At 43.3% G+C, this 24,617-nt stretch carries 24 protein-coding genes, 1 riboswitch and 1 other annotated feature; of the genes, 1 reads left to right on the top strand and 23 read right to left on the bottom strand.

Annotation, left to right across the window (positions count from 1 at the left end; all coding sequences use genetic code 11):
* Nucleotides 1–168: 168 nt before the first annotated feature.
* The 23 genes from gcvPB to E4K68_RS10960 all read right to left on the bottom strand — a co-directional run bounded on the left by gcvPB (nucleotide 169) and on the right by E4K68_RS10960 (nucleotide 22,452).
* Nucleotides 169–1,632, bottom strand: a complete 1,464-nt coding sequence (gene gcvPB, locus E4K68_RS11070; protein WP_135378984.1) for an aminomethyl-transferring glycine dehydrogenase subunit GcvPB — start codon at nucleotides 1,630–1,632, stop codon at nucleotides 169–171.
* Complete coding sequence (gene gcvPA, locus E4K68_RS11065) at nucleotides 1,629–2,969, bottom strand: aminomethyl-transferring glycine dehydrogenase subunit GcvPA (RefSeq protein WP_135378983.1); 1,341 nt, start codon at nucleotides 2,967–2,969, stop codon at nucleotides 1,629–1,631. The genes gcvPB and gcvPA overlap by 4 nt, the downstream gene beginning before the upstream one ends.
* A 1-nt stretch (nucleotide 2,970) precedes the next feature.
* Nucleotides 2,971–3,357, bottom strand: a complete 387-nt coding sequence (gene gcvH / locus E4K68_RS11060) for a glycine cleavage system protein GcvH (protein WP_135378982.1) — start codon at nucleotides 3,355–3,357, stop codon at nucleotides 2,971–2,973.
* A 66-nt stretch (nucleotides 3,358–3,423) separates the two neighbouring features.
* Nucleotides 3,424–4,518, bottom strand: coding sequence for a glycine cleavage system aminomethyltransferase GcvT (gene gcvT, locus E4K68_RS11055; RefSeq protein ID WP_135378981.1), 1,095 nt, complete (start codon nucleotides 4,516–4,518; stop codon nucleotides 3,424–3,426).
* Nucleotides 4,519–4,745: 227 nt separating this feature from the next.
* Nucleotides 4,746–4,853: riboswitch (glycine riboswitch) on the bottom strand.
* A 191-nt stretch (nucleotides 4,854–5,044) separates the two neighbouring features.
* Nucleotides 5,045–7,807: an isoleucine--tRNA ligase gene (gene ileS, locus E4K68_RS11050; RefSeq protein ID WP_135378980.1), complete on the bottom strand. Its 2,763-nt coding sequence runs from the start codon at nucleotides 7,805–7,807 to the stop codon at nucleotides 5,045–5,047.
* Between the two features lie 130 nt (nucleotides 7,808–7,937).
* Nucleotides 7,938–8,144 (bottom strand) — a binding site (T-box leader).
* A 25-nt stretch (nucleotides 8,145–8,169) separates the two neighbouring features.
* Nucleotides 8,170–8,643, bottom strand: coding sequence for a hypothetical protein (locus E4K68_RS11045; RefSeq protein ID WP_135378979.1), 474 nt, complete (start codon nucleotides 8,641–8,643; stop codon nucleotides 8,170–8,172).
* Between the two features lie 87 nt (nucleotides 8,644–8,730).
* Nucleotides 8,731–9,192: a DivIVA domain-containing protein gene (locus E4K68_RS11040; protein ID WP_135378978.1), complete on the bottom strand. Its 462-nt coding sequence runs from the start codon at nucleotides 9,190–9,192 to the stop codon at nucleotides 8,731–8,733.
* A gap of 11 nt (nucleotides 9,193–9,203) precedes the next feature.
* Nucleotides 9,204–10,001 (bottom strand): YlmH/Sll1252 family protein, encoded by a 798-nt coding sequence (locus tag E4K68_RS11035; protein WP_135378977.1) that lies wholly within the window; start codon nucleotides 9,999–10,001, stop codon nucleotides 9,204–9,206.
* The gene (locus E4K68_RS11030; protein ID WP_243450340.1) at nucleotides 10,002–10,265 is read right to left on the bottom strand and encodes a YggT family protein; all 264 of its coding nucleotides are present in this window, start codon (nucleotides 10,263–10,265) and stop codon (nucleotides 10,002–10,004) included.
* Nucleotides 10,266–10,280: 15 nt separating this feature from the next.
* The gene (sepF, locus tag E4K68_RS11025) at nucleotides 10,281–10,718 is read right to left on the bottom strand and encodes a cell division protein SepF (RefSeq protein ID WP_135378976.1); all 438 of its coding nucleotides are present in this window, start codon (nucleotides 10,716–10,718) and stop codon (nucleotides 10,281–10,283) included.
* A gap of 27 nt (nucleotides 10,719–10,745) precedes the next feature.
* Nucleotides 10,746–11,444: a YggS family pyridoxal phosphate-dependent enzyme gene (locus tag E4K68_RS11020; RefSeq protein ID WP_135378975.1), complete on the bottom strand. Its 699-nt coding sequence runs from the start codon at nucleotides 11,442–11,444 to the stop codon at nucleotides 10,746–10,748.
* Between the two features lie 64 nt (nucleotides 11,445–11,508).
* The gene (locus E4K68_RS11015; RefSeq protein WP_135378974.1) at nucleotides 11,509–12,444 is read right to left on the bottom strand and encodes an HlyD family efflux transporter periplasmic adaptor subunit; all 936 of its coding nucleotides are present in this window, start codon (nucleotides 12,442–12,444) and stop codon (nucleotides 11,509–11,511) included.
* A gap of 14 nt (nucleotides 12,445–12,458) precedes the next feature.
* Nucleotides 12,459–13,829: a HAMP domain-containing sensor histidine kinase gene (locus tag E4K68_RS11010; protein ID WP_135378973.1), complete on the bottom strand. Its 1,371-nt coding sequence runs from the start codon at nucleotides 13,827–13,829 to the stop codon at nucleotides 12,459–12,461.
* A gap of 6 nt (nucleotides 13,830–13,835) precedes the next feature.
* Nucleotides 13,836–14,522: a response regulator transcription factor gene (locus E4K68_RS11005; RefSeq protein ID WP_135378972.1), complete on the bottom strand. Its 687-nt coding sequence runs from the start codon at nucleotides 14,520–14,522 to the stop codon at nucleotides 13,836–13,838.
* A gap of 5 nt (nucleotides 14,523–14,527) precedes the next feature.
* Nucleotides 14,528–15,349, bottom strand: coding sequence for a peptidoglycan editing factor PgeF (pgeF, locus tag E4K68_RS11000; protein ID WP_135378971.1), 822 nt, complete (start codon nucleotides 15,347–15,349; stop codon nucleotides 14,528–14,530).
* Nucleotides 15,350–15,525: 176 nt separating this feature from the next.
* Complete coding sequence (locus tag E4K68_RS10995; protein WP_135378970.1) at nucleotides 15,526–15,801, bottom strand: YlmC/YmxH family sporulation protein; 276 nt, start codon at nucleotides 15,799–15,801, stop codon at nucleotides 15,526–15,528.
* Nucleotides 15,802–15,980: 179 nt separating this feature from the next.
* Nucleotides 15,981–16,754, bottom strand: a complete 774-nt coding sequence (gene sigG, locus E4K68_RS10990) for an RNA polymerase sporulation sigma factor SigG (protein ID WP_135378969.1) — start codon at nucleotides 16,752–16,754, stop codon at nucleotides 15,981–15,983.
* Between the two features lie 57 nt (nucleotides 16,755–16,811).
* Entirely contained in the window at nucleotides 16,812–17,537 is a 726-nt protein-coding gene (gene sigE, locus E4K68_RS10985; RefSeq protein ID WP_135378968.1) for an RNA polymerase sporulation sigma factor SigE, read from the bottom strand.
* Between the two features lie 3 nt (nucleotides 17,538–17,540).
* Complete coding sequence (locus tag E4K68_RS10980; RefSeq protein ID WP_135379094.1) at nucleotides 17,541–18,455, bottom strand: sigma-E processing peptidase SpoIIGA; 915 nt, start codon at nucleotides 18,453–18,455, stop codon at nucleotides 17,541–17,543.
* Between the two features lie 266 nt (nucleotides 18,456–18,721).
* Nucleotides 18,722–19,213 carry a MarR family transcriptional regulator gene (locus tag E4K68_RS10975; RefSeq protein WP_135378967.1) on the bottom strand — a complete coding sequence of 164 codons (492 nt, stop codon included), beginning with the start codon at nucleotides 19,211–19,213 and terminating at the stop codon, nucleotides 18,722–18,724.
* Nucleotides 19,176–20,801 carry a DHA2 family efflux MFS transporter permease subunit gene (locus E4K68_RS10970; protein WP_135378966.1) on the bottom strand — a complete coding sequence of 542 codons (1,626 nt, stop codon included), beginning with the start codon at nucleotides 20,799–20,801 and terminating at the stop codon, nucleotides 19,176–19,178. Before E4K68_RS10970 ends, E4K68_RS10975 begins: the two co-directional genes overlap by 38 nt.
* A 15-nt stretch (nucleotides 20,802–20,816) precedes the next feature.
* Complete coding sequence (locus tag E4K68_RS10965) at nucleotides 20,817–21,470, bottom strand: HlyD family efflux transporter periplasmic adaptor subunit (RefSeq protein WP_135378965.1); 654 nt, start codon at nucleotides 21,468–21,470, stop codon at nucleotides 20,817–20,819.
* A gap of 16 nt (nucleotides 21,471–21,486) precedes the next feature.
* Complete coding sequence (locus tag E4K68_RS10960) at nucleotides 21,487–22,452, bottom strand: efflux RND transporter periplasmic adaptor subunit (protein WP_135378964.1); 966 nt, start codon at nucleotides 22,450–22,452, stop codon at nucleotides 21,487–21,489.
* 442 nt (nucleotides 22,453–22,894) lie between these two features.
* Between E4K68_RS10960 and E4K68_RS10955 the strand changes: the two genes are divergently transcribed.
* Nucleotides 22,895–24,514 carry a methyl-accepting chemotaxis protein gene (locus E4K68_RS10955; RefSeq protein WP_135378963.1) on the top strand — a complete coding sequence of 540 codons (1,620 nt, stop codon included), beginning with the start codon at nucleotides 22,895–22,897 and terminating at the stop codon, nucleotides 24,512–24,514.
* Nucleotides 24,515–24,617: the final 103 nt, after the last annotated feature.

The raw sequence follows: 24,617 nt of genomic DNA, 5'->3' as shown, positions 1-24,617 counted from the left end.
AATTAAGGATACATTAATTCACAAATACTATGAATTAATGTATCCCTTTTATTAAACAATTCTATAGTCTTCAACAAGGCGCTGCTTTATCAGCGCATCATTAATATAAAATAGCAATTAGCTCATAAATTTATGCAGATGAAGATAGTGAATTTCTATCAATAACTATTAGAGTTCCTTCCTCCAACGCAAGTTCGGCTTTCGTACCGCACCCACCTCATCTAACCGCGTCACTAATGTGGTATAGGGTGCATTCTTAACAAGATCCGAATTACTTCGAGCTTCCTCTGCAATCTGGATAAGTACCTTTGCAAATTCATCCAGAGTTTCGATGCTTTCTGTTTCCGTTGGCTCGATCATCATGGCTTCTTCAACGATCATCGGGAAATAAATGGTCGGTGGATGATAACCATAGTCCAACAAACGCTTGGCAATATCTAAAGTATGCACCCCAGTGGATTTTAGGTATTTCGGTGTAATAACAAATTCGTGTTGACAAACACGTTCAAACGGCAGAAAATAATGGTCTTTAAGAAGACTCATTAAATAATTAGCATTTAACACCGCGTTTTCCGATGCCGCCTTCAATCCTGCCCCACCTAGGCTACGTATATAGGCATAGGCCTTTACAAGCACAGAGAAGTTTGCATAAAACGAGCGTACCCTGCCAATCGATAGTGGCAAATTTTCCTCAAGTATAAAGGTTCCATCTTCACAACGAACAACCATAGGCTTTGGCAGGAAAGGCGCCAAGAATTTCTTAACCCCCACTGGTCCAGCTCCAGGTCCGCCACCCCCGTGAGGCGTAGCGAATGTTTTGTGCAAGTTGAGATGTACAACGTCAAAACCCATATCTCCCGGGCGCGCAAGACCCATAATCGCATTGGTATTTGCCCCATCGTAGTACAATAACCCTCCCACGTCATGAACCAGCTTTGTGATCTCTAAGATATTTTCATCAAAGAGGCCCACTGTGTTGGGATTCGTCAGCATTAATGCAGCTACTTCGTCGTTAACGACCTTTTTCAAGGCCTCAAGATCAACCCCACCGCGATCATTCGATGGAACCTGAATGATTTCATATCCAGCCATTGCCGCGGTCGCAGGATTCGTCCCATGAGCTGAATCAGGGACAATTACTTTTTTACGCTTTTTATCACCACGATGATCATGATAGCCCTTAATAATCAGCATACCAGTCATTTCCCCGTGAGCACCCGCAGCCGGTTGAAGAGTAAAGGCATCCATTCCCGCTAATTCACAGAGATCTTCCTGAAGTTCTGCCATGAGTTGCAAAGCCCCTTGAGTCAAAGCTTCAGGTTGGTAAGGGTGGAGGGTAGTAAAGCCAGAGAGACGTGCTAACATTTCATTAACCTTAGGATTGTATTTCATTGTACAAGAGCCTAGTGGATAAAACCCGGTGTCCACACCGTAATTGAAAGTAGAAAGATGTGTAAAGTGACGAACCACATCCACTTCCGAAAGTTCTGGGAGATTTGGTTCCTGCTCGCGTAACATATTAGCTGGGATCATCGTATCCAGTGAAACTTCCGGTACATCACACGAGGGTAAGCTAACTGCACTTCGTCCATTGGCGCTGAGTTCGAAAATAAGTGGTTCTAATGCTTTCATTGGATCTCCCCCAATCTGCCTACAAGCCTGTCGATATCTGCTTTACATTTCGTTTCAGTTACACAAAAGAGGAGATGATGATCGAACTCTGGGTAGAAACGAGCAAGATCGAGTCCTCCGATAATCCGATTTTTAAGTAGTGCAGCATTAACTTTAGCCGGTTCGATCTTCGTCTCAACTACAAATTCATGGAAGAACGGCCCTGTGAAGGCCAACTTCATCCCTGGAAGTTTGGCAATCTCCTGTGCAGCATAGTGAGCGTTTTGCAAATTCAGGTACGCCAATTCTTTAACCCCTGTTTTTCCGAGTGCACTCAGATGCATCGTGAAAGCTAACGCACAAAGCGCTTCATTGGAGCAGATATTGGACGTGGCCTTTTCACGTCGAATATGCTGTTCGCGGGCCTGAAGAGTTAAAACATAGCCTTTTTTCCCACTTTTGTCCATGGTTGCCCCAACAATCCGTCCTGGCATCCGTCGGACAAATTTGTCTCGTACTGCAAGAAACCCTAAATAAGGTCCTCCGAAATTAAGGGAATTACCAAAGGGTTGCCCTTCACCAACTACAATATCAGCACCACATTCTCCTGGGGACTTCAGTAACCCCAAAGAAACGGGATTTACTGTCATAACCACAAGAGCTCCTTTGGCATGAGCAAGCTCAACGATTTCTTCCGCCATTTCAATCCGTCCAAAAAAGTTGGGATTTTGAACGAGGACACCTGCAATATCCTCTTGAAGCGCCGCCTCAAGAACGGATCGATCCATTACACCATCCTTAAAGGGAATTTCCACAAGTTCTACACCCCGTGGCGGCAAGTAGGTCTTTAGAACATCGCGATATTCCGGATGCACAGTTTGTAACACAAGTACCTTATCCCGTCGTGTCGCATCGCAGGTCATGAGAGCAGCTTCTGCCAAAGCGGATGCCCCATCATACATAGAGGCATTAGCCACATCCATCCCTGTCAATTCACAAACTAAGGTTTGATATTCATAAATGGCTTGAAGCGTCCCCTGACTAATTTCTGGTTGGTAGGGTGTATAAGCAGTGTAAAACTCGGAGCGAAGCAACAATTGATCCACAAAACTTGGAATATAATGCTCATAAGCTCCTGCACCAAGATAAGAACTGAAGTCCTCGACCGTCGTATTTTGATTCGCCAATTTCTTGACATGCTTAACTAATTCCTGCTCAGACATTCCTCCGTGAATAGCAAGAGGGCGTCTTAAACGAATTTCTTTCGGAATATCGACAAAAAGATCTTCCACCGACTTAACCCCGATACGGGCTAAGAGCCGTGCCTGTTGGCTGTCCGTATTCGGTACGAAATTCATTCTAATGTTCCTCCTCTGCTAAAAATGCTTCGTATTCTTCAGCCGTCATCATACTTTTGAGAGGAGACAAATCCTCAGCTTCGACCTTAATTAACCAGCCTTCACCGTAGGGATCACTGTTTAGCAATTCGGGTGTATCCAAGACAAGAGTATTGACTTCAACCACTTTTCCACTGACAGAAGCCAAGATATCAGAAACTGCTTTCACCGATTCCACCGTTCCATAGGACTTCCCGGCAGTCACCGTCGCGCCAACATCAGGAAGCTCGACAAATACAACATCCCCAAGACTTTCCTGTGCGTGATCTGTAATCCCAAACTCAACGACGTTTCCTTCTACTTTCGCATATTCATGGTCTTTGCTATAGCTCAATTCTACTGGATTCATTAAAATCATCCTCCTAAAATTTTTATTTTTACCTAGTTTTTAATGCATAACAGTCATTTTCCGTTTTTACCCTCGTTTATAAAACAAAGAGGGAATAATCTTGGCTTGCACGGCTTTCCCACGAATCATGACGTCTAAAATCTCGCCCTGAACCGCTAAATCCGAGTGGACGAGGCCCAAAGCAATGTTTTTGTTAAGGGTTGGCGAAAAAGAGCCTGAAGTAACAAATCCGATTTCTTCACCGTTTTTTTGAAGTGGGTAATGGGAGCGGGCAATTCCTCGACCGATCATTTCAAGACCTACCAACTTACGAGATACCCCTTGTTCCTTTTGGGCTAGAAGTGCGTCCCTTCCGATAAAATCCGCTTTATCTAATTTAACAAAGACACCAAGCCCTGCTTCCAACGGAGAGATTTCCGCTCCTAACTCATTGCCATACAGAGGAAGACGAGCTTCAAAACGCAATGTGTCACGGGCTCCCAAGCCAATCGGCTGCACACCTTCCGGAGCACCAATTTCTAGAATCTTCTGCCATAATCCTCTTCCCAATTCGGGAGAAACATAGATTTCAAATCCATCCTCGCCAGTATAACCGGTGCGTGAAATCAAGCATGGCACACCATTAACATCTCCATGTGTAAACCCATAGTATTTAATTTGTGCCAAATTGACGTTTGTAATACGTTGCAAAATAGTTTCAGCTAAAGGCCCTTGTAAAGCAAGTTGGGCATACTGATCGGAAACGTTTTCAACAACCACGTCGTATTCTTTAGTTTGCTCCACCATCCATTCGTAATCCTTATCTGTGTTAGAAGCATTAACGACGATAAAGAAATGTTCTCGATTATAACAATAAACAAGTAAATCATCGACGATTCCGCCGTTTGGATAGCACATAGGAGAATAGAGAATTTTGCCATCTTGGAGCTTACTTACATCATTGGTAATCAACTTTTGTACATAAGCCAGTGCTTCTTTACCGCGAACATCGACCTCTCCCATATGTGAAACATCGAAAAGCCCTGCTTTTGTACGAACCGCATGGTGTTCATCAATAACGCCAACATATTGGACAGGCATCTCCCATCCACCAAAGTCGATTAGTTTGGCCTTTGCTGCCAGATGTTCCTCATAAAGAGGAGTTCGTTTCGTTTCAATCATTTTGTTATAACCTCCTCAACTTTGTCACCTGGTTAGTACTCAGTAAGTAATAGTTGGCAACTAAAAACTCCCATAGGGCTTTCACAATGAGTCAGCTGTCATCTTAATACACTAAAAAAGGACAGAGGAGGTGCATTATCGCACTTCCTCTGTCCTTGAACCTGAGAGATTCGCCGTCTCCGGCTTCCCCTTTGGTGTTCTCTATAAAGAGAAACTCTCCAGAGTATCGTCATCTAGCAGTACGTTTGCCTGAGAGTTTCCCCCCCTGAAAAGCGATTTCAAGGGATTTTCTCCTTCGGCGACTGGTTCTCCCAGCTCTCTCCCACTAGAATCATCCGATATTAATTATTTAGCTATTATTCAATATAATATGCCTTTTCCCTTAATTAGTCTAGTAACTTCTTCTTCTAAATTTTCCAAGATTATTACAAAAGCTAATCACTAATGGGCGTATAAGCAATGAAGGCTTCAATGATCTGACGAAAACTAATGGAATTTCCGTATTGGTATCAGACAATCCTTAAACTTACCTAACTACAGTACTACAACGCGGACAGATCGTGGGATGCTCTAAATTCTTTCCAACTTCCTCGTGAAACATCCAGCAACGCTCACATTTTTCCCCTTTGGCTGGCTGTACTAGAATCCCCAAACCCTCGTGACCTTCCGCAGGTTGTACACCTTCTGGCCTTTCTTCCTGAGGCCCATGGACAGTTAGATTGGAAACAATAAAGATTTCTGCAAGATTCGGGACTTTTTGCAGGAATTCATATTGAACTTCAGTCGGATAAAGATCCACTTGTGCAGTTAACGGATGATTAATTAATTTTTCCTGACGCGCTTTTTCCAAGACTTTGGAAACATCGGCCCGTAACTCCAAGATCTGATCCCAAAGGTCAGCGATCTTTTCATTCATCCATTCCGAATTTACCTTTGGCATTTCAGCTATTTGAACATTTTCTGCGTTCTTATCTCCAGGAATATACGGCCAGATTTCTTCAGTCATGAACGACAAGACCGGAGCTAAAAGGCGAACCAAAGCATCAAGGACTTCGTATAAAACTGTCTGGGCAGAGCGACGAAGGAGTGATGTTTTTCCTTCTACATAAAGTCTGTCCTTAACAATATCCAGATAAACGGCGCTTAATTCAATGGTACAGAAATTATGAATCGTATGGTAAACCCAGTGGAATTCATAAGTCTCATACCCCTGGAGCACGCGTTCAACCACTTTAGAAAGTTTAAGCAAAGCCCACCGATCAATTTCCTGAAGTTCTTGATAAGTCACCTTGTCTTTAGCAGGATCGAAATCATTGAGGTTACTCAACAAGAAACGCAGGGTATTTCGGATTTTACGATAGGCTTCAGACATTTGCTTCATAATACGCGGAGAAGCAGCCACGTCATTCTTATAATCCACAGAACTAACCCAAAGCCTCAAAATGTCTGCGCCTAATTCTTGTACAACCTTAAGAGGATCAACCCCATTGCCCAGCGATTTAGACATCTTGCGCCCCTGCTCATCGACCACAAAGCCGTGGGTTAGTACGCTACGATAGGGAGCTTGACCAAAAGCGGCCACTGACGTTGATAGAGAAGAATTGAACCAACCGCGGTGCTGATCTGAACCTTCTAGGTAGAGATCTGCTGGCCAAGAAAGTTCACTCCGCTGCTTCAAGACGCCAGCATGGCTTGTACCGGAATCAAACCAAACGTCCATGATATCCGTCTCTTTACGGAATTTGGTACTACCACAATCACAAGCGGTCCCTTCTGGCAACAATTCATTAGCAGAATGGGCGAACCAAGCATCCGATCCTTCTTGACGGAAAAAGTCCTGAACTTTTGCGATGGTTTGGTCATTCACCAACACTTTTCCACAATCCTCACAGTAGAAGATGGGAATAGGAACCCCCCAAGTCCTTTGCCGGGAAATACACCAGTCTCCCCGGTCTGCTATCATGTTATAGATCCGATCTCTTCCCCAAGCGGGAATCCAGCGAACCTTCTCAATCTCATCTAGTGCTACTTGGCGAAATCCATCAATGGAGGCAAACCATTGTTCTGTTGCTCGGAAAATGATCGGGCTCTTGCAACGCCAACAATGAGGATAACTGTGCTCAATTGTTTCCTCAAGCACAAGATCTCCGGTTTTCTTGAGGTCCTCTACAATCACAGGATTTGCTTTTCCAGTTTTAAGACCAACATACACTCCGCCTTCTGACGTGAATTTTCCTTGATGGTCAACTGGACATAAGACAGGTAACCCATAGTTCTTCCCAACCAAAAAGTCATCTTCTCCATGGCCTGGCGCGGTATGAACACAGCCTGTGCCGGCTTCTAAGGTAACATGTTCCCCGCAAATCACCACGGAGTCTCGGTCAATGAGCGGATTTCGACAAATCACACCTTCAAGTTCTTTACCAGAGAGTGTCTTTTCAACTGGAAGTTCTAGCTTCCAGAGGGAGCGTAAGGACTCCAACATCCCCTCAGCGACGACCCAATGTTCTTGTTGGGCAGTGACAACGACATACGTTAACTCTGGGTGTACACTGATCGCTAGGTTCGCTGGAAGGGTCCAAGGAGTTGTGGTCCAAATGACCACGAAAGTATTCTCTTCGGCAAGCACGTTCAACCCATCACGTACCGCAAATTTAACATAAATCGCCGTGGCGGGCTTATCCGCATATTCAATTTCCGCTTCAGCTAATGCTGTCTCACAGGAAGGGCACCAGTAGACAGGTTTTAACCCTTTATAAATATAGCCTTTTTTGGTCATATCACCAAAAACCCCAATTTGAGCTGCCTCATACTCCTTTTGCAAGGTGAGGTAAGGATGTTCCCAATCTCCGCGTACTCCAAGCCGTTTGAATTCCTCACGCTGAATCCCTACATATTTCTCAGCATAGTCCTTACATTTCTGTCGGAATTCCAGTGCAGATACCGCATGACGGTTTACGCCTAATTTCTTAATGACTTGTTGCTCGATAGGAAGTCCATGGGTATCCCATCCTGGCACATAAGGCGCATCAAAACCCATCATGGTCTTGTATTTGATGATAACATCCTTCAATACCTTATTGATGGCATGTCCAAGATGTATATCCCCATTAGCATATGGTGGACCGTCATGAAGAATAAATTTTGGTCGTCCTGCACGTGCTTTTTGAACCTTTGCGTAAAGTTTCTCTTCTTCCCATGATTTCAAGATTTCCGGTTCCCTTTGGGGAAGATTTCCCCGCATTGGGAAATCTGTTTCGGGTAAATTCAGTGTATTGCGATAGTCCATTTATAATTTCCTCCTTTGATTAACCAAAAACACAGGTAAAGACAACTACCTTATCCATAACTAAATGTGCGATATTCACACGTTGAGGAATAGGTTAGTTCAATAAATATCAAAAATCTCGTCCCTCATAAAAAGGGACGAGATCACTCGCAGTACCACCCTTGTCGCCATAACTAGCCACTTGGAAGTCTGATAACGGGGACAAACCGAAAGCAGCCTACTCTGATTTCAGCCCTTCACTCCAAGGGGATTTTCTCAGTCACACCTCACGGGTTCACACCATTTCCCGCTCGCTGTTGAAGCGTTTGACAAAGACTGTCCTTTTCAATGTGTTCTACGAAATTTAATTCTTGTCGCTAGTTTTATCCTTTAAAGATAACCCTTCGTAAGATAGTGACAAGCTTCGCTCGTCCTTCCGATTCAATCGGATCTACCATCCACAGACACAGAAATGAAATTTTCTGGCTCTTCCATTCCTGAACAAAGGGATCCATATGTTCCTTAGAAAAGTATAAGTGCGTGGAATCTTGAGAGGGCGTTAAACTGACGACAACGCCACGTTGCTCCATTTCATCCATGGCCTGAAATGCACGATCAAGTAAATCATCGCTTCCAGTCATCAAGACATCCCCTGGGCGAAAATGATGGCTTGCTTCGGCAAATCCAACAGTAAAAATTTTTTCATCCTTTGTATCTACCGGCAAATCGTTGATTGAAGATAAAAGTTGAACTTCTTGTCCTCCTACCTTCCCAACGTAAACATTATTCTCATCCTGATGCAACCCAAATCCTTGAATGAGAAAGTCGGGAGGTATCTCACTAATTAATCTATTCATTGATGACAATCCTTCTCCTTCAAAGTTATCTATTTATCATTTTACCACGAAACCAAGCTGATTCGCAACCTCAGGCACTCTGAGCTCTCAAGCTATGCCTTCTTTTCGATCCTGTGAATTTGCCAAATCTAGGTGGGTAAGCAGAAAAGACTTGAGTTGAGTTCGGAGCAAATCACGATTCCGCGATAGTTCCAGAATTTGCTCTTGAATTTCTTCATATTTTTTTTCAGCCTCAGACACCTTGATCAATTTTTTCTGTTCTGCTTCCCTCAACAAAAGTTCAGCTTCATGACGTGCGGCCTGCTTAACCTCTTCTGCCGTTTGTTGAGCTAGGACTAGAGTTTGTTGCAAGGTGTTCTCTATCTGACGATAATGGCTGACCTCCGATTCTAACCCTTTTGTCTTTTCGCGAAGTTCGAAGTTCTCCGCATACGCAGATTCAAATTCCTGACTCACGGTTTCAAGAAACTTCTCCACTTCCCCGCACTGATAACCTCGTACCCCTTTGCGGAAGGTTTTATTGCGTATATCAAGAGGAGTCATTTGCATCGTATTCCCTCCTAAGGCCGTTTTGACCGGAAAAGTACAATTTGCCAAGCAGTTCGATCCTTACGGGTTTGAGAACATTCCAAAAACTTAATACGCCCCTGCCCCCGGCAAGAGATGGTATCCCCCGGCTGAACTTCTGTATCCGCTTTACTTACCCTAAGTCCATTTCGGCTTACCTTGCCTCGGGTAACCCATTCCAGCGCATTAGACCTCGAAACCCCAAAAGCGTTGGCAATTACCGCATCGATGCGAGAAGAATTAACCGTAATACGACGCTCTTCACCCGAATCAGGATACAGGTCTGGAATCTCTCCACATAGTGAGACTTTTAGTTTCTCTCGCCCAGCTTGTGTCCAATGGCCCAATAAAAAAGGAACAATCTCTGTTGCGGTTGCAATATATTGACCCTTTTGCCCTGCTTGAATGTCCCCAAAAACATCCCTCTTGAAGCCCATACCCATGAGGGAACCTAATATCTGCCTATGTTCAAGCTGAACACGCGAATCCGTTGGAAGGACCCATAAAAGCGAGACATTTGCATCCTCAGACTTCAAAGGCTCCCCTTGAGGGCCTATAAGAATTCGAACCCGCTCTGCCTCCGGAAAGCCTCCCTCCGCCTTTATAGCAAGATGTTCCTTGCTAAGAACGGTTTCAATCCATTCCCGCATACTAAAACTCAAAAAAGGAGTGACTTGTTTAGATCTCTCATGAACCACCGCATCGGCTTGGTCTAATAGATGGGCAGCTTCTAAACGCACTTCTTTTTCGCTCCAAAATCCGAGCCCATTACGATCCATTAAATGTTTCATTTAGAAAAAGGGCCTTACAATCCAAGATTGAATCAGGTTCAGCGCAATAATTGAAATGATCGGAGAAAAATCGACCGCCATAGCTGGTCCGCCGATCTGAAACCGTTGAAACGGCTTTAGAAGGGGGTCTGTCACATCATAGAGGAGGCTAATCAAATAGTTGGACTTCAATTGGGGTACGAAGGAAAGAAACGTTCGAATTACGATCGCATAAATGAGGATAGTTATCACTTTATCAACAATTTGAGCAATTAGTGAAATCACGTTTAGAATCCCTCCCTATTTCGGCCAAAACAATCCTTTGTCTTTCAGTTCATCGCGCATCTCACCAGAAATATCGACGTTATTTGGTACAAATAAGAATATTCCATTCCCTACTTTTTGCATGTTGCCATTTAACGCATAGGTTGTCCCACTAATAAAATCAACGATCCGTTTTGCTAACATTTTTTCTGCATTCTCGAGATTAACAATAACCGGTCGGCGCGATTTCAGCTGATCCGCAATGTTCTGAGCTTCTTCAAAGGAATTCGGTTCCATCACCACCACACGCATTTGTTTCTGAGTGTGTATACTTACGACCTGGGCATTCCTACGGCTAGTGCGCACCTCTTCTTGCTCGTTTTTTTCTCTATCATTTTCTTGAAAAATGTCTTCTTCGGGTTCTTCATCCGCGAACCCCATAATCCCAATCACTTTGTCAATTAACTTAGCCAATTTATTGTTCCTCCCTTTCCAGGTACATTAATTACGTTCTCCAAAAATCTGACGTCCTACACGGACAAGAGTTGCCCCTTCTTCGATCGCCAATTCGAAGTCTCTACTCATTCCCATTGAAAGCTCGCGCAAATCGACTCCAGGCCATTTTCGGGACTGCAACGTATCGCGAAGTTCCCGAAGCTGTTGGAAAAAGCCTTGAGTTTCCAGCGAGCTGGCTTCCAACGCCCCGATGGTCATAAACCCTCGAACTAAGATATGGGGGTAATCCCTAATTGAAGTTAAAAAGTCTGGCACTTCTTCAGGCAAGAGCCCTGCCTTTGCAGGGTCCCGAGCAATATTTACTTGTACAAGTGTCGTCCAGGTCTTAGCACACCGTTCGCCATGCTTGTTAAGTGCCTCCAATAACGAATACCGATCGAGCGAATGAATCATAGCAATATTTTGGTCTAAAAACTTCACTTTGTTTGTCTGTAGCCTTCCCACCAGGTGCCATTCGCAATCGTTCGGAAGAACTGGAGCTTTCTCCATCCACTCTTGAACACGATTCTCAGCAAAGGCACGTTGTCCAGCTTGATAAGCCTCCTCTAAACGTAATACTGGTTGGGTCTTCGACACAGCCAATAATCGAACAGTACGGGGGTCCCTCTTACTCCGCGCTATGGCTTGGTCTATCCGCTGACGAACCTCGACTAAGTTTTGCTCAACACCCGTATTTGTCAACATTAGAATATCTCCTTCGCAATGAATTCTACGCCCTTTCGTCGTTTCCTGCTTGTGAAGCCCAAACCTAAATATTTTTTACGTTGGCTACTAACCCTTCTAGTCCGTCGCGGGGGTTGATCACAACAGGAACACCACTTTGCAGATTTTCAATGCAGGCTTGATTGTCATCTTCATCGAGGACCTTCACCTTCTTAAAGTGCACAACTCCCTCGCTCCACAGGAATACTCCGAGCTCCTCTCCCTGTGTCCAAAGTGCGCTCCTTGGAACGAGAACTCCATTTGTCGGCGATTGGTAGATCCAAGTCACCTCTTGTCGTCTATTGATCGCTGACCCATCAACATAATTGGGAAACTGAACAACGACACCTAGCGGTTTATCTGATTTTCGTGTGATTTTGGCACTCACCGTTTGATCCCCAGCCGTTAAGCGTATCGTTTTTCCAACAATGAGCCCATCAATACTGGGCAGTTCTAAAAATGCCACAGTTGGAATAAGGTTATTCACAATTTTGCCCACAACTTCTCCCGCCTGCGCCGTTGCTCCTGCGGTTTTTACATTGACAGTCTGGGCCAATAACTTACCCAAGTCCATCGAGCTCAGATTTTCACTGGTCATAGTGGATTCTAAGCCATCACTTTGGCGAAAGAACAGCCCCCCATTTGCTGCCAAAATAGCTTGGTTCATCACATATTCCTGTTTAGTTCCAGGAGCCGCACCTTCTGGTTGGAGGGTTGCCACCGTTTCCCCACGTCTAAAGCGCTGTCCATCTTCACCTACAAATTGAACCTTTCCTGAAAATGGGGCAAGTATTGGCCACTCCTGATTGGCAAATGTTGCCGCAACTTTTCGCTGATGGATAATCGTTCCAGTTTGGGCTAAGGCCGATTTTATCGTTCCAGCCATAAGACTGGAGCGATAGGACCACAAAATTCCTGCGACCAGAACAATGAGCAAACTACCCCAAAACCAATATCTTAGTTTAAACTTTTTTTCTTTCATAACGCCCTCCCTGGTTATTCAGCCCTTGGCAATTCACATGTAAAGACGGTTCCAATCCCAAGCTGAGAAGCGACGTTAACTTTGCCACCAAGGTCTTCCACCATATGTTTTACAATACTAAGTCCGAGTCCAGTTCCCCCTTGTTCTCGAGAACGAGCTTTATCCACTCGATAAAAACGCTCGAAAATTCGTGGCAACATTTCCTCTGGAATCCCACAGCCCGTATCTCCAAATTCAAGACGAATTTCTTGGGAATCTACCTGCGCATGCAGCCAGACGCGCCCTTCTGCAGTATATTTAACCGCATTCTCTAACAAATTAAGAAGAAGTTGACTTAGCAAATCTTCTCCTATTAAAATCGGGGGCAAATCTTCCGGGAGTTCAACCTCCACCTCTATTCCTTTGATCTCAGCAAAGCTCAGAATCACTGGTTTTATTTTTTCATAAGCTTGCTGAACGTAACTAGTTTTATTGGAACTCATCCCAGCACGATTTTCTCGTCCCTCAATATGGGCCAGGGTCAGAAGATCTTCGATAAGGCGCTGCAAGCGCAACGTCTCTGCTTGGATTATCTTGAGGAACCGATCGCGCAGAGAGGGATCGTCCACCGCCCCCTCTAGAAGTGTTTCCACAAACCCTTTAATGGAGGTCAGAGGAGTTCTTAATTCATGAGAAACATTAGCGACAAATTCCGTCCGCATTTGTTCTAGTCTCCGAAGCTCTGTAACATCATGAATAACAATGACCGCTCCTCGGGGCTGGTCGCGTTCACTATGAATAGGGTTAATGTGGCTCTGCACTGTCCTTTGGGCAATATGAGTTTCCCTTGTAGCTGAGGGCTGACCAGAAAGCACCTTACGCATTAAACGCTCTAATTCCGGATCATAGGTCAATTCTAATAGATATTCCAATTCTCCATCCGTACGTTGACGTTCAAAAATTCTTTCGGCAGCAGCATTAACTAAAACAACCCGTCCTACATGATCGACAGCCACAACTCCTTCTTGCATCCCTGCCAAAATTGCTTCCATCTTGTGTGCTTCCTGTGTTCCATTTTCAACCATCCTCTCGACATGACGCGAAAGACTGTTTAGTTCAGCAGTGAACTGTCCAAGTTCATCGGTTGAATCCGATAGATGAGTGGGCTCAAAATCTCCCCTAGCAATTCGTTGAGTCGCAATGTGAAGCTTTTCCATGCGACGTGATAGTTGGCTAGAGTAGAAGTAAACAACCCCTGCAGGAAGACACAACGCCAGTGATGCAACCCCAAAGTTAGGAGGCTGCCCTGCAGATCCTAGTTTCGTGCTCTCTCCTACCCAAAACAGGAGTAGAGAAAGCCCTGTCATTGCAAAGAAAAGTCCGGTAATCCTCCATTTAATTCTCATACTCTATTACCCATTAAAACGATAGCCTACCCCTCGTAATGTTTCAATGTACTCAGGGCGTGACGGGTCCCTTTCCACTTTCAACCGCAGATGGCGCACATGAACATCAACCGTTCTAGTATCTCCGTCATATTCATACCCCCAAATGCGTTCAAGTAATTCATCCCGAGAGTAGACCTTACCAGGATATGTTATTAAAACGCGAAGAAGTTCGAATTCTTTGGGCGTTAATTCGATCTCCTCTCCCCGAACATGGACACGAAAACCTGTCAAGTCAATCCGCAACTCTCCCCGCAGTATCTGAGCATTCTCTCCCTCGGGCAAATTCAGACGCCGCAGACGAGCTTTAATCCTTGCTAACAATTCACGCGGACTAAACGGTTTGGTCATGTAGTCGTCTGCACCAAGCTCCAATCCTAAAATCTTGTCGATCTCTTCACCTTTAGCCGTTAGCATGATAATAGGAATTTGCTGAAATTTGGGGTTTGAACGAAGTTTGCGACAAACCTCTAAGCCATTCATCCCTGGAAGCATGACATCCAACACGACAAGGTCAGGCTGTTCCTTTTCCACAAACCTTAAGGCCTCCGGCCCATCCTTCGCCACCCAAACCAGGTAACCTTCCTTTTCCATATTAAACCTGAGGAGTTCTTGAATAGGTTCTTCATCATCAACTACTAAAATTGTCGTCACTTATCCTAAACCCTCCTCTCATTGTCCTTTTGTCGTATCCACCCAGCCATTCGTCCGGTTAGGGCACCATCACGGCGATGGGAAAAAAACCATTCAGGATTGTCTGCAGTACAGATCGATGCTACATCTATATTTTCCGAGCGAACCCCTTTTTCTAAAAGCACGGATTTATTAGCCTCCCACAAATCAAGGTGGTAATGTCCACCTTCTTGAGCGTGCAGAAATGGTGTCTCACGGTAGTTTGCCCGAAACTGTACTGCCACACTTTCATTCACTGCATAACAACAAGGCCCAATACTTGGTCCAATCGCAACCCAAGCGTTCTCTATATGCCCTCCAGCTTCTTCAAAACATTCCAGGACCTTTTGCCCAATCTTATCGACAGTCCCTTTCCAACCAGCGTGAGCAATTCCTATTGCCCCTAGGTCTGGGAAATAGAAAAAAAGCGGAACACAATCTGCATAAAAGGCCATCAGTCCAACATTACTTTGTGTCAATAATCCATCCACCGCGGGGATTGCCGTCTCCAATTCACGAATCCCCCGACCCCCATCTTCCTCCTTGATCCATATAACGTTTGTGCCATGCACCTGTTCGCCCACCGCTACCTCTGACCAGACAGCCCCCCATTGATCCAACCATTGCTTTCGGTTATCTAAAACTGAAGTGGGATCATCACCCACATGAAGCCCTAAATTTAAAGTACCATAGGGAACCCGACTTGCTCCCCCTACCCGAGTGGAGAAACCTAAGTCTATGCCTTTATCTTGCCATTTTGGAATGGTTAGATAGGTTAAGCTTCCTCTTTTCTGCCACTTCCAGCTCATCTCTCCAGCCCCTTTTATTTCCTTTGATTTCCTTTTAATATACCATTTAATATCCTTAAGGACAATCCTGCCTAAGTCCTAGTCAAGTAGTCTGCGCCTCGTTAATAAAACTAGCGTAGGCCCATGTTCCTGTATAATAAACAGGGGGCCTACGCTAGTTCAAATTCTTATTACGATTACCGATTGTTATCATTCTCCGTATTAAACTCAGGCAGATCATTGGCATCCACTAAGATAACGTCTATCCCTATTTTTTTGACTCGGTCCCACGGGATAATATAATCCTCCGTCTTGCCGCCGCCAAAAAATCCCCAACTTCTTGGGGGCCCTGGCACAATAATCCCTTTGACAACGCCCCGTTCGAGATCCAAATCTAGATCTTTGATTGGCCCTAACCTGCGTCCATCCTTAACATTCACTACATCCAATAATCTCAAATCTGAGATCCTCATTCCAAGGCCCTCCCCCCTAATCGAGGCTCGAGGTTCTAATATCGTCCATCGCGCTAACCTCGAGATAAGTCAGTTTCCTATATATCATCATATGAGGGAGAGACTTGAAATAGCCTACAGTTGAGATATTTTTGCATATCTAAGCAATTGCTTCAGACAATGTGCATCGTACTTCATGGTTACACATACTTGCGCATATGTTGCATAGCTGCTTTTTCAAGACGAGATACCTGAGCCTGAGAGATTCCAATCTCATCAGCAACCTCCATCTGAGTTTTACCATTGAAAAAACGCAAAGACAAAATGAGCTTTTCTCGTTCACTAAGACGCCGTAAAGCTTCTCGTACGGCAAGTCCTTCAATCCAACCATTGTCCGATTGCTTATCATCTCCAATTTGGTCCATGACAAAGATAGGATCTCCACCATCATGATAAATCGGTTCAAATAGAGAGATTGGTTCCTGGATGGCATCCAAGGCGAAAATAACATCTTCTCGTGGAAGAGAAAGTTTACCAGCAATCTCCGCTACGGTTGGTTCACGTGAACACTCACAGACCAACTGATCTCTTACTTGAAGTGCCTTATAGGCAATATCCCGTAGCGAACGGCTAACCCGAATAGGATTGTTGTCTCTTAAATATCGACGAATTTCTCCAATGATCATGGGAACGGCATACGTAGAAAACTTTACATTTTGTCCAAGGTCAAAATTGTCAATTGCTTTCATTAATCCAATACAGCCAACCTGAAAAAGGTCATCAACGTACTCTCCTCGATTCGTGAACCTCTGAATCACACTGAGAACTAGACGGAGATTTCCATGAATAAGTTTGTCTCGGGCGCTGCGATCTCCAGCTTGATAAATCACGAACAATTCCTTCATTTTTACACTGGATAATACAGGCAACTTCGAGGTGTTCACTCCGCAGATCTCAACTTTATTTAATGCCAAACCAAGAGCACCTCCCCAGCCAATTCTGTACTGAAGTATGCCCTAACACCGTTTAGGTTATTCCAATCGGCAAAATTCTTTGCGTAATCTGCGAATAATCCTTTTCTCGAGCCGAGAAATGTAAGACTGTGAGATTCCCAATCGATCTGCAACTTCTTTTTGTGTTTTCTCAACCCCATTATCCAGCCCAAACCTTAATTCCATGATCACCTTCTCTCTATTTGTCAGCCTCCCCATCGCCAACTGTAATAACTGCCGATCCACCTGCTCTTCGATGGGCTTAGAGATAATGTCATTTTCCGTACCCAAAACATCGGACAACAGTAATTCGTTTCCATCCCAGTCAATATTAAGAGGTTCATCAAACGATACTTCCGAACGGGTTTTGTTATTACGTCTAAGATACATTAGTATTTCATTTTCGATACATCGAGAAGCGTAAGTGGCTAATTTGATTTTCTTCTGGGGGTCGAACGTATTGACCGCTTTAATCAACCCAATGGTTCCAATTGAAACGAGATCCTCAATCCCTATCCCTGTATTTTCGAATTTGCGTGCAATATACACCACCAGGCGCAAGTTACGTTCGATTAAAATATCCCGAATGGAAGAGTCCCCCATTTCCAATCGTTCTAAGAGAACCCCTTCTTCATCCGAGTTAAGTGGTGGCGGAAGTGCTTCACTACTTCCGACATAATAAATTTCACTAACTCCGAGAATTCTCTGAAGAAGTTTAACCCATAGAAATTTAACCTTATCAAGAGCATTACTCCACCACTTCATTTATCAATCTCCACCTTTCTGTAAATGTTCCGGGTGTAGTAACGCTTGGTATTCACCCTCTGAACTTAATACTTGCTTGACTAGTGCTACCGTTGCTTGAATTTGCTGACTTCCACTTTTGTCATAACATGTCACACGTTCAGGCCTTATCCCAAGAAGCCAGCTCTGACGATCAATCGCTTGAAAAGGGATAAAAACAAGGTGCTTTACTAAACTTGGGCTAAACCTCCAAAGTAACGGCCACGGGTCTGCGTAATCTTTCCAAGGAATAGTTAGAAATGACCGTACATCATCTGGTAATGATGTAGCCGCAACCTCCTCTTCTAACAGAATAACAGGAAATCCTGTCATGGGATCTTTCAAATGATTCCCTGTGTCCAGCATCGCCTTTACATTAACAACCTTTTGTTCTTCAGCGCCAAAATCAATTTCTATATCGTAAATAACTTGCTCCAAGACAGAGTGTTTTGCTTGCCAGCGCTGCCAAAGATGCTGTAAGAACCACCACATAAATCCACCCAACGGGAGAATCCAAAGGTTGTTTAAAGCCAGCGAAAAAAGTTCAGTACCTAACCCACTATCAAATTGCACCCAACCCCAAATGGCATACACAAATCCGCCTAGTCCTGCCGAAAGCAACCAAAAACCAACCAATGATTTCATATAGGTTCTCAATCTCCGAGTCGGGAAAGCGGCCCCAACCATAAGAAACGGGATAATCCATTTACTTAACGTGGTCCACGGCGGTGCGGAATAGCAGGCTAATATGACTGGAATTTCGCCCAGCAAAGCCGCCACCAGAATTAGGCCTGGCCGTACTGGGAGGCGAATGAGTCGGGCTAAAACCACGAGAATAAATGCATCCATTCCTCCGTTAATAAGAATATCCAGATCGAGATAAGTCTCTACTACGGTCATCTGTGCATCCTTTCCATACGCTTCTCTAAAAATTATATCTAAAGTAGGTGATAAAACCTGTCGCTTTCCGTGGGTCAGAATGGGATTTTTTAGGAAGACAAGTGCGAGTGGTGTAGATTTATTTGCAAAAATTGTAATCGTCGACAAAGTGTGCAAATTTACACAGGAGATGCCCCTTTAAAGCTCGTATTTAAGTAAATAAAGACCTGTCGAGAATAGACTGATTGTCTATTCTCGACAGGTCGATAAATCAAAATTTCATGACATTAAAGCATGCTATTCCAAATGGGGCGAAAGTCTTTTTGATTTTTTTCCACTAATGTGAGTAACAACTCTAAGCCAATCGTTATTTTTTCCAAATCTTCTTTTCTAACATCCTTAAAAATATTAGTGATAAATTCGTTCATAAAATCTTTAATAACATTATTATTTTGGAACTCTGGTGATAGTGATAGTTGTACAATTCTGCGATTACCTTCTGGAACCTCTCTGATGACAACTCCCTGCTTAACTAACCGATCCACAATCCCTGAAACCGTACTCTTAGACAAGCCTAACCATTCACTCATATCATTCAAAGTTGAAAAAGGGTTTTTATGCAATCCTATTATTAGGCCAATTTGAGGTCCAGTAAAACCGTGCTGTCTAGATTTTTGGTAAAGTTGATCTCTATATATCTTTTGAATAGACTTAAAGAGAAATACAACTCTCTCAGCCGGGTCATTCCACACACGCGGCAACTCCGACATCTGATCCATCCGGAATCGTCTCCTTTGTTAAGCTCTTGTCTGGCTCAATTTTCTTTGTCTTTTGGTTACTACGCATCATTATAACCAAAACAATAGCTAAAAAGACAGCAGGAACTGTTATTGCCACAGCATAATTCATAGCATCAAGATAAGCCTGAGCATAGATTAGCTTTCCAAGTGTGGAAAATGCAGATCCTTGAGCAACTTGTTGAGATAACCCAGATTTCATATAGACCCCTTGCAAGACCTTGGCAAGATAGTTTGAAGTTTGATTAAACGGAGTAATCTGTTCGGTTAGTCTAGCATAGTTATAACTTGATTTATTGGATATGATTGTAGTCATAAACGTAATTGCTACGGCGCTCATGATATTACGAACTGTTGTTGACAGTGCCGTTGCCTTCCCAAACAGATGTCTCGGAACGGCGTTCATCGAGGCCGTATTGACCGGCATCATGGCAAGCCCAAGTCCAATCCCCCTGAGAGAAGCAATCACAGTAATAGTTATCGCTGGTGTATCCATGGTAAATTGAGACATTATATAGGTGGCAAGGGCTAGAATCATTAGTCCGGGGACAGTCACGACCTTTGCCCCAAACTTGTCAAAAATCGCGCCACTGATGGGCATCATTAATCCGGAAGCAATGGCTGACGGAAAAAGAATCAACCCTGTTTCCATAGCCGTGTATCCTCTTAGATTTTGCAAAAACAGAGGCAGAACATAGATACCACCCATCATAGCCAAAGTAGTTACACCTGATATGATTTGAGCTAGAGAAAAATTATATATTTTGAATACCCGTAATTCTAGCAAGGGATCTGGATGCATCAATTCGTTGACGACAAATATGAGGAGACAAAAACTACCGAAAGCTAGTAAAAGCGGATATTTTACATTTCCCCAATCAATATTATTGCCTTCACCGAGGACGTATAACAGACTGACAATCCCAGCAATTGAGGAAAGGAACCCAATGTAATCAAAATTTCCTTTATAGGGCTTCAGCGGTGTTTCTCTCAATAAAATACCTGCCAGAATTACTCCAAAGACTCCAATTGGCACATTAACATAAAATATGAAACGCCAATCCATATATTGTATAATATATCCACCTAAGGTTGGACCAATTGCAGGCGCCGCCATTGCAGCGATCCCCCAAAAGCCTAAAGCTTTACCACGTTCCTGAATAGGAAACGTTTGCATAATATAGCCCATTCCGACCGGCATAATGGCACCGCCACCTATCGCCTGGATGACTCGGAAAACAACCATAGCATTATTACTCCAAGAAAAGCCGCACAAGAACGACCCTATGGTGAAAAAGCCCAAGGCAAAGATGAATAGTTTTTTAACTCCAAATGTATCACTCAAAAACCCTGTTATAGGTACTACAGCACCCATCGCCAGAGTGTAGCCAGTTAATATCCATTTTGCCGCTTCCAAGTCAGATCCGAAAACGTTCATCATTTTGGGAATCGCGATATTTACAATACTGCTGTCCAGCATGACCATGAACGTCCCTACCACAACAACAAACAACGCAGCCCACTTATATGAACTGTCATCTGCGCTTTCCTGAAGGCCATGTGCTGTCATACTCATTTCACCTCATCACTTTATATGAATATTGACAATAGCATTCGTTCCAGGCAGTAATGTATTATCGCTTTTATCAAATTCGATTTTTACCGGTATTTTTTGGATAACCTTAGTAAAAGTCCCGCTCGTTGATGTAGGAAGCAGTGCAAAAGTGGAATTAGAGGCTTGCCCAACATATTTAACTTTTCCTGAAAACGTCCTATTCGAGAATTGATCAATCGTAATATCCACTTTTTGACCCTGTTTTATATTTGCCAACTTTGTCTCTTCAATGTTCGCAGTGATATAAAGCTTATTGGGGTCAATAAGCATTGCAATCGTTTGCCCTGGAGAAACGATCTCTCCAACAGTCCCTTGCTTTTTGATTACGATACCGCTAATAGGTGCCCTAAAAACCGACGGGTCGATATTGGTTTCCTGAGGGTTGCTGACTCCCTGGCGTCCCAGGATCTGATCCTTAATAACGGTATCCCCTTCTTCAACATTCAATTCCAGTAGTTTCCCAGAAATCTGTGGGCTTACACTTACGAGGTCACCCATAACCTTGGCATCTTCTGTGGAAACGAAGTAAGCATTTTTATACCAGTAATATACTCCGATACTAGCAAACGCAACGACCATGACAGTTATAATTAGATAAATTAACTTTTTACGCTTTTCAATCATATTCTCTCACCTGTCCTTATTTTTTAAGGCCGATTTCTGCCAGCATTCCAGGTTTTAATAAGGAATCCGAATTTAGCTTTATTTTTACCAAAACACTTCTACTCCGTGGATCTATGACAGGGTCAACGACCGAAACCTCTCCCTTAAACTCTTTATCGGGGATCTCCGTTACCTTCACGACAACCTCCTGCCCGACTTTCACACTTCCGATCAATCCAGTAGGAAGAGAAGCATTAATATTTAAGGAGTCAACATTTACGACCGAAAGCAGAGCAACACCGGGAGAGGCCATTTCCCCGACATTGATATTTTTTGCACTAATTGTTCCTGAAACGGGTGAGACAATGGTGCCATTGGCTAGCTGAGTTTTTGCTAACTCTAACGCTGCCTGAGATTGTTTAACTTGTGCTTGTAGGACATTTAAAGTTTCTTGAGTTTCCCCTTTGGTTGACATATCTAACTGATCTTGTGCAGTTTCGAACGCAGCCTGATCAGCCGCTAACTGTGTCTGAGCAGTTTCAAACTGCGATTGGGATATTGCCCCAGCTGACAGGAGTTGTTGATTTCGATCAAAATTGCTCTTTGAATTCGCATACTTCATTTTAGCACTATCCAACGCCGCTTGATCTTTAGCAATCTGCTCTTGGCGAGTTCCAGACTGCGACTTCATTAAATTGGCTTGAGCGGTATCCACCGCCGCTTGAGCCTGTGCGACCTGAGCTTCAAGATCTCTAGTATCCAGTGTAATAATCGTGTCTCCCTGTTTTACCACGGAACCTTTGTCCACAGAGATACTTAATACCCTTGCCGAAATTTTCGAAGTAATTGCAGCTTTTTCATTTCCATCGATGACACCCGCCATCACAAAAACCGGTTTACTTACTTGCACATTCGTACTTATGTTCTTTTCTGTTTGAGCGGTCGTACCACAACCTGTAAGCACTACAACCGTTGCTAATATAACCAGAGCCATCCTCTTCATTACAATCCCCCTTATGTTAGTACTGCAACCGTTCGCATGCGTACTTTTTTTAAGCATTCTTGTAATATACAGTTAAACTCTAGTTATGTCAATACCCAAAATTCAAGTTCCATTTAATGTTAAATTCCTGAAATGATTTCCTTCCTATATGAAAGACTTGTATTGTAAAAACAATAGGGTAGTGTTATTGTAAAGTTGTAATATTATGTAATATTGCTATATTATTTTCAGATTTATTTGAATAATATACAAATTCCTTTGAAGTAGACATAGAAAAACAATGACTGGATAATTATTTCGGCGCTCTCTTGTATTAGATTATAACAAAGGAGGTCGTACGCAAAGGCTAGGCTAGGCTTTAATCACCAAAATAGGGCTATGAGTGAAAAAACAGTACATAGAATAATATTGCCGTTAATAATAATTAGAAGGGGTGAATAATATGGCAAGAAACATAAAAGTTAGCTTCATTCAGAAAAAAAGTGGTCTAGAAATTATCTCTCGAATTGCCAAAGAATTGGAAGAAATCCTAGATAAAACTGGAGATTGGGAAAGTGCCAGGAAACCATTAACTGAAGCGATCGATCATAACCTCGAAAACAATGAGTATATATTGTTGTGTGATCTTAAAGGGCAAGCACTAGTTCACTCGAACCGTCTTCGAGAAGGCCTTTACTTTAATAATGAGACAGAACTTAAAGCAGCACAGTGTTCTGAACCGATTACTCAAATTTATCATCGTAATACGGGAGAAGTTCTACTTGATGCTGCAAGTCCAATTTTCGTAAAAGGGAAGCATCTCTATTCTTTACGCTTAGGCATTCCTCTTCAAAAGATTCGACTCACAAAACAAGTGTACACAGGGATAGTACCCCTTCTCTTTCTTTCAGGGACCTGGATTACCATAAGCTCCTTCTCACCAATTTCCATAATTTCTTCGGTGATCGCTATAGGAATTCAACTTTTTTATAGTTTTTGGCTTAAAAACAAATTAGCAACTGCTCTACAGGAAACTTTTAAAGTGACTAAAGCAATCGCAAAAGGGAATTTAAAAGTTAGCGCTAAAGCCCATTCAGACGATGAATTAGGAAACTTATCTTATGAAATAAACAAGGTATCTATTGGCATGAAATCCATTATTATGGATTTGGCTTCCATTTCCAAGCGAGCTCAAGATATGAGTCAAACTCAAGCTTCTCATGCTCACTCTTCAGCAGAAAATCAAGAAACATTAGCGGCTACTCTACAAGAATTTAGTGCAGGTGCTACGGAACAAACTCAAGGAATGAAGATGGCCCAAAAACAAGTGGATGATATACAAACCGCTTCCCAAAGTATCTTAAAAAGTACTCAAGAAGTTCTTTCCTTGGCTACATCCGCTAAAACGACAAGTCAAGAAGGAAGCTTAGCGGTTAAAGAAGCTATTCGCGAGATGGGCGTTATTTATGAAGTAACCGAGCAAGCCAATCATTCTATTCTTGGTTTAGCCGAGCAGGCACAAAAGATCGGGGATATCATTTCAGTTATCAATGGGATCTCAGCTCAAACCAATCTTTTGGCCCTTAATGCAGCGATTGAAGCGGCCAGGGCTGGAGAACATGGCAGAGGTTTCGCCGTCGTTGCAGAAGAAGTCAGGAAATTAGCGGACAGTTCAAGTTATTCCTCTGGGCAAATCTTGGATCTTATTTCAAACGTCCAAACAATGGTCCATACGACAGTAGAAAATATTGCGCAAGGAATGGAAGAGGTAAATCACGGTAAAGTAGTGATTGAAAAGGCTGGAAGATCGATTACCTCACTTGACGATGTGATTAATACGACCGCAATTAAAGTTGATGCGAATCTTCAACATGCCGATACGTTATTAAAACAAAGTCAACTTTTAGTCGAGTCACAAAAGCAGGCCACATTTATTGCTGCTCAATTTGCTGAAGGTGCAACTCAAGCTGCAACCACCGTGGAGCAACAAATGGTCTCGACCCAAGAAATCGCCTCTATCTCTTCTGAATTAGCTAAAACTTCAGCTCACTTACATCAAGTTATTCAACGTTTTGAATGGTAAAATAACAGTCTGTTATTAATTGCACTAAGGAATCACAAAAACGACCAAGTCTTTTCAAAAGACTTGGTCGTTTTGTGATTCCTTATATATTTTTCCTTGGTCT

Source organism: Desulfosporosinus sp. Sb-LF (assembly GCF_004766055.1).
Taxonomy (GTDB): Bacteria; Bacillota; Desulfitobacteriia; order Desulfitobacteriales; family Desulfitobacteriaceae; genus Desulfosporosinus.
This window is presented reverse-complemented; position numbering and strand designations above follow the sequence as displayed.

Coding starts and splice junctions, on each gene's coding strand:
- pgeF (WP_135378971.1), bottom strand. CDS start 15,349: ATGAGCTGGAAGTGGCAGAAAAGAGGAAGCTTAACCTATCTAACCATT.
- gcvPB (WP_135378984.1), bottom strand. CDS start 1,632: ATGAAAGCATTAGAACCACTTATTTTCGAACTCAGCGCCAATGGACGA.
- E4K68_RS11045 (WP_135378979.1), bottom strand. CDS start 8,643: ATGAATAGATTAATTAGTGAGATACCTCCCGACTTTCTCATTCAAGGA.
- E4K68_RS11010 (WP_135378973.1), bottom strand. CDS start 13,829: ATGAGAATTAAATGGAGGATTACCGGACTTTTCTTTGCAATGACAGGG.
- E4K68_RS10980 (WP_135379094.1), bottom strand. CDS start 18,455: ATGACCGTAGTAGAGACTTATCTCGATCTGGATATTCTTATTAACGGA.
- E4K68_RS10955 (WP_135378963.1), top strand. CDS start 22,895: ATGGCAAGAAACATAAAAGTTAGCTTCATTCAGAAAAAAAGTGGTCTA.
- E4K68_RS11040 (WP_135378978.1), bottom strand. CDS start 9,192: ATGCAAATGACTCCTCTTGATATACGCAATAAAACCTTCCGCAAAGGG.
- gcvH (WP_135378982.1), bottom strand. CDS start 3,357: ATGAATCCAGTAGAATTGAGCTATAGCAAAGACCATGAATATGCGAAA.
- E4K68_RS10975 (WP_135378967.1), bottom strand. CDS start 19,213: ATGGATCAGATGTCGGAGTTGCCGCGTGTGTGGAATGACCCGGCTGAG.
- ileS (WP_135378980.1), bottom strand. CDS start 7,807: ATGGACTATCGCAATACACTGAATTTACCCGAAACAGATTTCCCAATG.
- E4K68_RS10995 (WP_135378970.1), bottom strand. CDS start 15,801: ATGAGGATCTCAGATTTGAGATTATTGGATGTAGTGAATGTTAAGGAT.
- sigE (WP_135378968.1), bottom strand. CDS start 17,537: ATGAAGTGGTGGAGTAATGCTCTTGATAAGGTTAAATTTCTATGGGTT.
- E4K68_RS10970 (WP_135378966.1), bottom strand. CDS start 20,801: ATGACAGCACATGGCCTTCAGGAAAGCGCAGATGACAGTTCATATAAG.
- gcvT (WP_135378981.1), bottom strand. CDS start 4,518: ATGATTGAAACGAAACGAACTCCTCTTTATGAGGAACATCTGGCAGCA.
- E4K68_RS11015 (WP_135378974.1), bottom strand. CDS start 12,444: ATGAAAGAAAAAAAGTTTAAACTAAGATATTGGTTTTGGGGTAGTTTG.
- E4K68_RS11035 (WP_135378977.1), bottom strand. CDS start 10,001: ATGAAACATTTAATGGATCGTAATGGGCTCGGATTTTGGAGCGAAAAA.
- gcvPA (WP_135378983.1), bottom strand. CDS start 2,969: ATGAATTTCGTACCGAATACGGACAGCCAACAGGCACGGCTCTTAGCC.
- E4K68_RS10960 (WP_135378964.1), bottom strand. CDS start 22,452: ATGAAGAGGATGGCTCTGGTTATATTAGCAACGGTTGTAGTGCTTACA.
- E4K68_RS11020 (WP_135378975.1), bottom strand. CDS start 11,444: ATGTTGACAAATACGGGTGTTGAGCAAAACTTAGTCGAGGTTCGTCAG.
- E4K68_RS10965 (WP_135378965.1), bottom strand. CDS start 21,470: ATGATTGAAAAGCGTAAAAAGTTAATTTATCTAATTATAACTGTCATG.